Origin of the sequence: Aeromonas allosaccharophila (assembly GCF_000819685.1) — a bacterium.
Taxonomy (GTDB): domain Bacteria; phylum Pseudomonadota; class Gammaproteobacteria; order Enterobacterales; family Aeromonadaceae; genus Aeromonas; species Aeromonas allosaccharophila.
This window is the reverse complement of sequence record NZ_CDBR01000031.1, coordinates 23,620-33,059: the sequence shown is the minus strand read 5'-3', so window position 1 is coordinate 33,059 and position 9,440 is coordinate 23,620. Positions and strand designations below refer to the sequence as shown.

Annotated in this window: 8 protein-coding genes; 3 read left to right on the top strand and 5 right to left on the bottom strand. The window is 58.0% G+C overall.

What is annotated here, in order from left to right; translation table 11 throughout:
- Window positions 1-163 precede the first annotated feature (163 nt).
- From BN1115_RS06390 to BN1115_RS06370, 5 genes are all read right to left on the bottom strand, one after another.
- Window positions 164-718 carry a VOC family protein gene (locus BN1115_RS06390; RefSeq protein ID WP_042656527.1) on the bottom strand — a complete coding sequence of 185 codons (555 nt, stop codon included), beginning with the start codon at window positions 716-718 and terminating at the stop codon, window positions 164-166.
- Window positions 712-1,476 carry a hypothetical protein gene (locus BN1115_RS06385; RefSeq protein WP_042656526.1) on the bottom strand — a complete coding sequence of 255 codons (765 nt, stop codon included), beginning with the start codon at window positions 1,474-1,476 and terminating at the stop codon, window positions 712-714. Before BN1115_RS06385 ends, BN1115_RS06390 begins: the two co-directional genes overlap by 7 nt.
- Before the next feature lie 191 nt (window positions 1,477-1,667).
- The gene (gene nfsA / locus BN1115_RS06380; protein ID WP_042656525.1) at window positions 1,668-2,393 is read right to left on the bottom strand and encodes an oxygen-insensitive NADPH nitroreductase; all 726 of its coding nucleotides are present in this window, start codon (window positions 2,391-2,393) and stop codon (window positions 1,668-1,670) included.
- Window positions 2,394-2,464: 71 nt separating this feature from the next.
- On the bottom strand, window positions 2,465-4,030 hold the full coding sequence (locus BN1115_RS06375; protein WP_042656524.1) for an AbgT family transporter: 1,566 nt from the start codon (window positions 4,028-4,030) through the stop codon (window positions 2,465-2,467).
- 143 nt (window positions 4,031-4,173) lie between these two features.
- Window positions 4,174-6,126 carry a putative bifunctional diguanylate cyclase/phosphodiesterase gene (locus BN1115_RS06370; RefSeq protein WP_042656523.1) on the bottom strand — a complete coding sequence of 651 codons (1,953 nt, stop codon included), beginning with the start codon at window positions 6,124-6,126 and terminating at the stop codon, window positions 4,174-4,176.
- Window positions 6,127-6,972: 846 nt separating this feature from the next.
- On the opposite strand from BN1115_RS06370, the gene BN1115_RS06365 reads away from it, so the two are divergent.
- The 3 genes from BN1115_RS06365 to BN1115_RS06355 are packed head-to-tail and all read left to right on the top strand — an operon-like array spanning window position 6,973 to window position 9,428.
- Complete coding sequence (locus BN1115_RS06365) at window positions 6,973-7,911, top strand: LysR family transcriptional regulator (RefSeq protein WP_042656522.1); 939 nt, start codon at window positions 6,973-6,975, stop codon at window positions 7,909-7,911.
- A gap of 54 nt (window positions 7,912-7,965) precedes the next feature.
- Window positions 7,966-8,988 (top strand): response regulator, encoded by a 1,023-nt coding sequence (locus tag BN1115_RS06360; protein WP_042656521.1) that lies wholly within the window; start codon window positions 7,966-7,968, stop codon window positions 8,986-8,988.
- Window positions 8,989-8,996: 8 nt separating this feature from the next.
- Window positions 8,997-9,428, top strand: a complete 432-nt coding sequence (locus BN1115_RS06355) for a PAS domain-containing protein (RefSeq protein WP_005346525.1) — start codon at window positions 8,997-8,999, stop codon at window positions 9,426-9,428.
- The last annotated feature ends 12 nt before the right edge of the window (window positions 9,429-9,440 follow it).

Here is a 9,440-nt window from a genome sequence, read left to right as displayed (position 1 = left end):
CCCCCACCGACACGGGTAACGGGATCAGCGCACACAGGGTCACCCACGAGCAGATAGCGATCTCGCAACCCAGCACCACCAGATAACAAAAGGGGTCACACCGGTGACCCCTTTTGTTGCGTTATTCAAGAGCCTGTGAGGCTCGCCGGCATTGTGCGCAGGATCACTCCTGCTCGAAATAATCCGCAGGTACCGCGACCACAGCGCCGGTCACCACCTCTTCGGCGATCACCTCTGCCAGCGGGCGCAGGTGAAACTTGATCTGACCGGAGGGCAACATCAGGCCGATATCGGGGTTGCGGGTATCGAGCATATTGCCGGTTTTGAACGGCAGCTCGGGATAGCGAGCTACCAGCTCCTGCAGTGAGGCGACCACCAGTTCGATATGCTCCAGTCCGGCCTGATGGACACGACCCGGTTTCGGCGCCGCCAGTTCGATACAGGGCACCTGCACCTCACCGACCAGCAGCGGCTGATGCAACTGATAAGTGGCGATGGGACGACCGCCGATCATCCCCTCCACCAACAAGGTGCCCGCGTCAGCCATCACAGCGCATCGCGCGCGATACTCCTGCAAGGTGGCCGCCCGATAACAGAGGTGATCGACCGTTGGCTGGGGAATATTGATGCCAGTGGCGGCCAGTTCGGCCAACAGCTGAGAAACAAATGGGGCCATTGGCCCCAGTGTGGAATCGAGTGGGTGAGACATGCTTACCATTTCTTCTTGGGTTGAAACAGGACATCGAGCTCGTCGGCTTCCTTGTCCTTGATGTTTTGCAGATCCTGCGCGCTATTCTGCTGTTGCAGCTCTTCCAGCTCCTTGAGCCCCTGGCGCATATCCTCTTCACGTGCCAGCAGATAGGGATCCTTGTCGCCCACGCTCGCCATGGCCGACAGGCCCTTGGTATAGAGCTGGCGGCAAGTGCCATATTGGCCCTGAATGCGGGCATCCATCGCCCGCTTGACCAGATTGGAGATGTTGATCTTGAGCTGCATCAGCTCAAGGCGGCGCTCTTCCTGGGCGAACCCCTGAGGGTCAATCTTGCCCTTGTTGTGCTCGACGCGCAGCACCGCCCGCAGCTTCTTCACCAGTTGCAGCATCTGGATTGCCTGACGGTCGGACTCCGGCGTCTTGAAGTGCCCTTCATCCTGACTGCTGTAATTTTCCTGCACGTTCTTGATCTGGATCTGCACATCGGCGATGCGCTGTTTGATCTGGTTGTTGGGCATCACCTGCACGATGGCGCGATAGGCATCGAGGATCCGGTGCTGCAACAGCAACACCATGTTCTTGGAGAAAGGCACCAGATTGACGTTCAGCAGCACCTCTTCGGTCTCGTCGGCCACCGTCTTGTGTCTGGCAATGGCGTGACGCTTTTCCGCTTCCGCCTTCTGCTTATATTGCTGCACCACGTTATAGGCGATAACCAAAAACAGGAGTGCGCCGATAGACAGCAATACCAAAGTTAAAATCATAGGATGTCCAAACCCCTGTACCTATCCAATTGCGTGATCCTACAACAGCTTACCTACTTAAGGTAGCCTGCAGATCCCCCCTTGCCCACGATTTGTCGCCAAGCTGTGCCCCCGGTCTCAGGGAGAGATTGCGGGATCAGGGGATGATAACCATGACGGTCACCTCCCCATAGTATCGCCCATTAGCGCCATTACTTGAGGTTAAAGCCCCGTGATTGCAGGAAGCCCAACATGAAAGGACGGGACTCCTTGCCCAGAATGGCGCGGATCTGGCCACTCCAGGTCTGCTGTTTGTTGTTGCTGCTGCGGGCCTGATAGTAGTCCGCGATCTGCTGATCGTATTGGGCCAACAGGTGACGATCCAGTTCGTGCTGGTAGCGCTCCTGATGCACCACCAACCCCCTGGGTAGACGGGGTTTCTGCTCCGGCTGCTGGGCAGGATGGCCGAGACAGAGACCAAACAGCGGGATCACCTGATGGGGCAAGCCGAGCAGCTCGCTCACCTCGGCCGGATGGTTGCGAAGTCCGCCGATATAGACCCCGCCCAGCCCCAGCGACTGTGCCGCCAGCAGGGCATTTTGCGCCATCAGGGCGCCGTCGATGGCACCGATCAGCAGTTGTTCCGCATAGCCGGTCTGGGCCTCGGGCACGATCTGGCTGTGACGATGGTAATCGGCGCAGAACACCAAAAACTCAGCTGCCTGCACCACATAAGGCTGATTGCCCGCCAGCACGGCCAGCTGCTGTCGCGCCTCGGGCTCGCTGACTCGCACGATGCTGGTCACCTGCAAGAAGCTCGAGGTGGAGGCTGACTGGGCGGCGGCGAGAATGGCATCCAGCTGCTGCGGGGCGATCGGCTCGTCAGTGAACTGACGAATGGAGCGATGGGAAAGGATAAGATCGATGGTCTGATTCATGGCACCTCCAAAATGAGGTAACACCATAACGAAAAAAACGAGGGAGCCCAAGGCTCCCTCGCACACCCGGCTTAAGGGGCCGGATAGACGTAAGGGGCTTGCAACCCGAGCGGGAAGCCGAGCGCCCAGTAGAGCAGCAGGAAAATTGTCCAGCTCACCAGGAAGGCCAGCGAGTAGGGCAGCATAATGGAGACCAAAGTACCGATCCCGGTGCTCTTCACATACTGCTGGCAATAGACCACCACCAGCGGGAAGAAGACCATCAGCGGGGTGATGATGTTGGAGGCAGAATCCCCGACCCGGTAGGCCGCCTGGGTCAGCTCGGGGGAGATCCCCACCGCCATCAGCATGGGCACCAGGATCGGGCTGATCAGCGCCCACTTGGCCGAGGCCGACCCCACCACCAGATTGACGCTGGCGGTGAGCAGGATCATCCCGACGATGGTCACCTCACCGGGCAGCGCCAGCGCATGGAGCACTTCGGCGCCGGAGAGGGCCAGCAGGGTGCCCAGGTTGGAGTCGCCAAACGCCTTGATAAAGAGCGCGCAGAAGAAGGCCATCACCATGTAGGAGCCCATCTTGTTCATGGTGGCCGACATGGCGTCGATCACATCCTTGCCACTCTTGAAGCTGCCTGCGACAAAGCCGTAGACAATCCCGGGCAGGATAAAGAGCAGGAAGATCAGCGGTACGATGGACTTCATCACCGGTGCGGCGAAAGTGGTCAGGGAACCATCGGCGGCACGCAGCGGCGAATCGCTCGGGGAGAGCGCCAGCGCCAGCAGCACGATGGCCACCAGCATGGCAAACCCGGCCCAGTTGAAGGCCCGGCTCTCTTGCGCACTGTAGCGCCCCATCTCGTCGGCACTCTCCAGATCCTCGTTGAGCGCCACGTGCTTGAGGCGCGGCTCCACCACCTTCTCGGTAATAAACCAGCCGACGCAGATGATCAGCAGCGAAGAGGCACCGGTAAAGATGATATTGCACAGGGTGTTGACCATGTACTCGGGGTCGAGGATCTGGGCGGCGGATTGGGTAAAGCCCTGCAGCAACGCGTCCCCGCCGGAGGGCAGGAAGTTGGCGGCAAAACCGCCGGAGACGCCGGCAAAAGCGGCGGCGATGCCCGCCAGCGGATGGCGTCCGGCCGCGTGGAAGATGATGCCACCAATGGGGATCACCAGCACATAACCCGCATCTGCGGCGGTATGGCTGACGATCGCCACCAGGATCAGCATGGGGGTGAGAAAACGGGCGGGTGTCACTTTCAGCAACTTTTTCAAACCGGTATTGATAAAACCGGACTGCTCGGCCACCCCGACCCCCAGCATGGCCACCAGCACGATACCAAGAGGTGCAAAACCGGTGAAGGTGGTCACCATAGTGGAGAGAAACTCGGCCAGACCGGCGCCGGTCAGCAGGTTGTTGACCACCACGGCCTCCCCGGTGCGGGGATTGACCAGATCAAACTGGAATTGTGACAACACCCAGGAGCCGACCCAGACGATCAGCAAGGCGTAGAGGAACAGCATGGCGGGGTCGGGTAATTTGTTCCCGGCTTTCTCGACGCCATTGAGGAAACGGTTCAGCCAGCCCTTGGGAGGGCTGGCCGGACGGTCATTGACAGCAGCATGACTCATTATTGCGATACTCCTTTCCCTAGAAATGAGCTCGCATGCTAACAATTCCTGCCAATCCGTCTCATGACGGGCCGCAAAAAGATGATTAATATTGATTAAATGCTACGGGATAAAATCCCAAATTGTGGCCTAACGCACACTTGTTACTCTGCCATTGCAGCATTAAGCAGTGGATAACGCCCAACCTGACACTCCACCACAAAGCCGCTCGCCTCGACTTGCGCCACCGTCAGCGGCTTGCTGAACAGATACCCCTGGAACACATGGCACCCCTGGGTCTGCAGGGCTGCCAACTCGTGAGGCTCCTCCACCCCTTCCGCCATGATCCCCAACCCCAGATTGGTGGCCATGGCCGCGGTCGCCCGGATCACCGGCAAGTTGAGACCGACCACGAAGGAGCGATCCAGCTTGATGTTGTTGATCGGCAAGCGGTTGAGGTAGGCCAGCGAGGAGTAGCCGGTGCCGAAATCGTCGATGGCAATCTTGATCCCCTGCTCGCTCAAATCATCGAGGATGCCGAGGCACCCCTTCATATCGAGCATCAGCACGGTTTCGGTCAGCTCCAGCGTCAACAGGGAGGCATCCACCCCGTGCAGCTCCAGCTGCTGGCAAACTTGCCCGGGCAGCGCCGACGAGAGTTGGAAACCGGAGAGGTTGACGGAAACCGGCACCCGCTGCCGGAAACGCTTCTGCCAGCTAGCCATCTGGGCCAACGCGGTGGAGAGCACCCAGCTGCCGATCTCGCGGATCAGCCCCATCTCTTCGGCCAGCGGGATAAACTCCACCGGCGAAACATGGCCCAGCACCGGGTTATACCAGCGCAGCAGCGCCTCGTAACCGATCAGGCGCTTTTTGGCGGCATCGACCTGTGGCTGGTAACAGAGACTCAGCTCCTGACGGCCGATGGCCTTGGCCAGAAACTGCTTGAGGTTGAGTTTGCGCTGCAGGGTCTGTTGCATGCTGGGGGTGAAACGCTGCCAGCGCAGCCGCCCCATCTGCTTGGCCTGATACATCGCCATGTCGGCACGGGTGATCAGGTTGTCCCCGTCATCTGCATCATCGGGATAGATGGCGATGCCGATACTGCCGCCAATAGTCACCTCCGGCAGCCCGCTCAGTTGCAGCGGTTTGGTCATCTGGGAGAGCATCTGATCGGCCACCTCTTGCGCCCGATCCCCCTGGTTGCCCAGCGGCACCAGCGCAGTGAACTCGTCGCCACCGAGGCGAGCCAGCTCCACATCCCGCGGGCAAATCTGCTTGAGGCGACCGGCAACGCGCTCCAGCAGGCGATCTCCCGCCTTGTGGCCGTAGTTGTCGTTGACCAGCTTGAAGTTGTCCAGATCCATGAACACCAGCGCGAAACGCTCACCCAGACCGCAATAGGCCTCGAGGGATTTCATCAAACCATAACGGTTGAGCAGGCCGGTCAGGGAGTCATGCCAGGCGAGGTGGCGATGCTCAAGCTCCTCGAGTTTGCGGTCGGTGATATCGCGCATGGTGAGCAGAATGCGGGCACCCTGCTGGATATAGCGGAACTGATACTGGAACCAGCGCATCCCCTTGAGGGTGCGGCACTCCCCCTCGGTCACCACCTCATCGAGCCGGGAGAGCTTCTGGTAAAAGCTGTCATCATTACCGGAGAAGACCTGGGAGAGCCGGGCGACCTGTTGACCGAAACAGATCTCGAAGTGGTAGTTACCGCTTTCGAAATTACCCTTGCTATCAAACAGGCTGGCCAAGGTATCGCCGCTCGCCAGAGATGACTCCTGATAGAGGGCATCGGAGTCGAGCACCGCCTCAGTCATCATCATCAGACGACCAGCCAGCTGAATGCCGGAGAGGCGCAGATAGATCTGCTTCTTGACCCCCTTCGGGGAGAGGGTCCACCACTCGTTGTAACTGCGCCCCTGCTGAAAATCACCCAGATAGCGCTGCAACAGCAGATCGATGGCGGTCGCCATGTCGGCAGAAAAGTCGCGAGCGCAGAGCTCGTCGAGTGAGGTCGCCTCCCACACCGGGAGCGCGGCGCTGTTTGCCCAGAAAATACGATGATGCTCGATGTCATAGACCCAGATCGGGGTATGCAGAACATCCATCGTCTTCAGTAACCGTTCGTCAAGCGTATTCATCTGGTCAAGGTCATTCATGCGGGATGGTCACTGGTTAAAAACAGATCTAGCAAACCGCTAGATGGAGAATGCAAGGTGCAAACACCTCCCGGCCATCATCTTTTTTAACATGGCCAAGAGCAGACAACACTATTTCAGACATGAGCAACAGGGGGAGCATATCCTGAAATACAGAAACGGACTCAGCCAAACAACCTGTTAATCAGAACAAATCACACTGTCGATTTTTATCTTTTTTCCCCAGTAAAAACAAGTACTAAGAGCTACCCACTCGAGACCTTGAAACACAAATTCATTATTCGCTGCGACAACACAACTATTAACAATTAAATCAACGACAGAAATAGTCGTCATTCATTGCCACAAAGCTTTCATTAATTAACCAAGTGGCTGGGTAAACAGCCAAAAAACCACCAAGATGGACAAAAATAGTGCGTCCGGGAGGAACAGATATATCCAGGATGTATTTTTACACTGTCTGTGTGCAAAAACCGAATATATGACCTTGGTCACATTCTTCAAAAAGGAGAAACAGCACGGTGAGGCAGATCTGGCTGACTTTTGCCCCCTCCTCACCCTCAGATTCGCCCCGTGACCACTGCGTTTGGCCGCCTTGAACGGTGTGGCTGACAGAGACGGGTTGACTCACGCATGGTGATGAGCGCAAGCGAGCAGGTAGCAGGAGTGTGAACGAAGAGTCGAAAACTGGTATCAACAGAAATCGAATCCAGATCAATTAAACGCTGAATTACCCTTGCCAACCCGGAACGCTCTTTTTATGGTTGCCCCCTTGTTACACCCAGAACAGCGTTTATGAAGCACATCGAAGAGTTCTACCTGTTCGTCAAGGTGGTGCAAGAGGGAGGATTCTCCCACGCTGCCGCCGCACTGGGCATGCCAACAGGCACCATCAGTCGACGCATTTCCCAGCTGGAAGAGCAACTGGGTTGCTCCCTGCTACATCGCTCTACCCGCAAGCTGCGCCTTACCGATGAGGGGCTCAGATACTATGAGCGCCTCTGCACGCCGCTCGCCCAAATCGAGCAGGCCACCAGCGAGATCCAGGGTAAAGAGGCCGATATCACCGGGCTTATCCGGGTCGCGGCGCCGATCGCGCTCTCCAACACCATCCTCATCGATATGCTGGCCGAATTCGGACTGCACTATCCCGAGGTGCAGTTCGACATCACCCAGACCAATGATCACCAGCATCTGTTCGACAATGATCGGGATCTGGTCTTTTTCAATGGCGAGCTGCCCCAATCCCTGCCCAATGCGATCTGTCTCGGTCATATCGAGTACGGCCTGTTTGCCTCGCCGCTCTATCTGACCAAGAAGGGGACCCCGTCTCACCCCAACCAGCTGGAAGATCACGATCTCATCTACTGCTGGCCACACCAGCATTGGCAGCTGACCGACAAGGATGGCCAGAACGTCTGCGTCAAACGCAGCGCCAAGCTGACCGTCAACCAGACCCAGGCCGCGGTGCGTGCAGCACGGCGCCATCTGGGGATCGTCAACGCCCCCTTGCACTATCTGAACAACTTCCTTCATGACGAGCAGTTGGTGCCGGTATTGACCGACTGGCAAACCGGCAATCGCCCCTTCTACATGTTGTGTTGCCAACACCAGTTTGCTCCGTTGCGTGTTAAGATGTTCGTTGAATTTGTTGAAAAATACTCAGCGCGCTATCGCAACCGGCAATGGGACAACCAATTTTCACAAGGTGACACCCTCACCCATTGCATCTGACCGTTAGCGGGCCACACTTATAGCAACCCTTGCCAACAGAGCCTGCCTAACGCCATGAATGTATTGATATGTGATGACTCCGGGTTCGCCCGCAAACAGCTGGCACGGGCACTCCCGGCCGACTGGAAAGTCGATTTGCACTACGCAGCCAATGGTCTCGAAGGGATCGAACAGGTGCTGATGGGTCATGGCGATCTCATCTTCCTCGATCTGACCATGCCGGAGATGGACGGTTACGGCGTGCTGGAGACCCTCCAGCGGGAGGGGCTGCGTAGCAAGGTATTCGTGGTCTCCGGCGACATCCAGCCGGAAGCCTATCAGCGGGTCATGGGGCTGGGGGCGCTCGATTTCATCAAGAAACCCGCCGCCCCCGATACCCTGCTCGCCCTGCTCAAACAACACGGCTTCTGGAGTGCCGCCCCGAGCGGTCAGCCAAGCGCTACCGAGCCGTTGCCCGGCGGGGTGATAGCCGATGCGGGCGTCAAGATCACCCCCGAAATCCGCGATGTCTATCAGGAGCTGGCCAACGTCTCCATGGGTCAGGCGGCCGACTTGCTGGCCCGTCTGCTTAACGCCTTCGTGGTGCTGCCCATCCCCAACGTCAACGTGCTGGAGGTCTCCGAGCTGCACATGGCCCTCTCGGCGGCCGCCGATTCGGATACCCTCTCCGCCGTCTGTCAGGGCTTTATCGGAGCCGGGATCGCCGGCGAAGCGCTGATCCTGTTCCATGACTCCAGCTTCAAAGATTTGGCCAAGCTGATGAACCATCAGGGGACGCTGGATCGCACCGCCGAGCTGGAGCTGCTGATGGATACCGCCAACGTGCTGATCGGCGCCTTCCTGCGCGGCTACGCCAACCAACTCGATACCCCCTTCAGTCAGGGCCACCCGGTGGTGCTCGGTCAGCACAGACCCATCAACGAGCTGATCAACACCAACAAGAGTCGCTGGCGCCGCACGCTCGCCATCGAGATCAACTACCGGATCCAGGATTACGCGGTGCAGTGTGATCTGTTGCTGCTGTTTACCGAAGATTCCATCGCCACCATGAACAACAAAATCATACACATGCTCTAGGAGTGACTATGGAAATCCGTGAATTTCATTGGCTGATGAACATAGTCCAGAACCTGGACGTAGGCCTGGTGGTGCTCGACAAGGAGTACAAGGTGCAGGTGTGGAACGGCTTTATGGAGAGCCACAGTGGCCGGCTGGCGGGTGAAGTGCGTGACGGCGTGCTGTTCGAGCTGTTCCCCGATGTGGACAGAGCCTGGTTCGAGCGCAAGGCCAACATGGTCTTCAAGCTCAACAACCGCGCCTTCAGCACCTGGGAGCAGAAGCCCTACCTGCTGCGTTTCTCCAACTATCGCCCCATTACCGGCTCGGCCCCCCATATGTTCCAGAACCTGACGCTGGTACCACTGGCCGATTTCGGCGGTCAGGTGACCCACATCGCGGTGATGATCTACGACGCCACCGATGAGGCCATGCTGATGAGCGGCCAGCGGCAGGCTTGAGCTTGCAGCAAA

What these genes read in the sequence shown, in the direction of transcription:
- BN1115_RS06365 (WP_042656522.1), top strand. Translation starts at nt 6,973, where the DNA reads ATGAAGCACATCGAAGAGTTCTACCTGTTCGTCAAGGTGGTGCAAGAG.
- BN1115_RS06355 (WP_005346525.1), top strand. Translation starts at nt 8,997, where the DNA reads ATGGAAATCCGTGAATTTCATTGGCTGATGAACATAGTCCAGAACCTG.
- nfsA (WP_042656525.1), bottom strand. Translation starts at nt 2,393, where the DNA reads ATGAATCAGACCATCGATCTTATCCTTTCCCATCGCTCCATTCGTCAG.
- BN1115_RS06390 (WP_042656527.1), bottom strand. Translation starts at nt 718, where the DNA reads ATGGTAAGCATGTCTCACCCACTCGATTCCACACTGGGGCCAATGGCC.
- BN1115_RS06385 (WP_042656526.1), bottom strand. Translation starts at nt 1,476, where the DNA reads ATGATTTTAACTTTGGTATTGCTGTCTATCGGCGCACTCCTGTTTTTG.
- BN1115_RS06370 (WP_042656523.1), bottom strand. Translation starts at nt 6,126, where the DNA reads ATGGATGTTCTGCATACCCCGATCTGGGTCTATGACATCGAGCATCAT.
- BN1115_RS06360 (WP_042656521.1), top strand. Translation starts at nt 7,966, where the DNA reads ATGAATGTATTGATATGTGATGACTCCGGGTTCGCCCGCAAACAGCTG.
- BN1115_RS06375 (WP_042656524.1), bottom strand. Translation starts at nt 4,030, where the DNA reads ATGAGTCATGCTGCTGTCAATGACCGTCCGGCCAGCCCTCCCAAGGGC.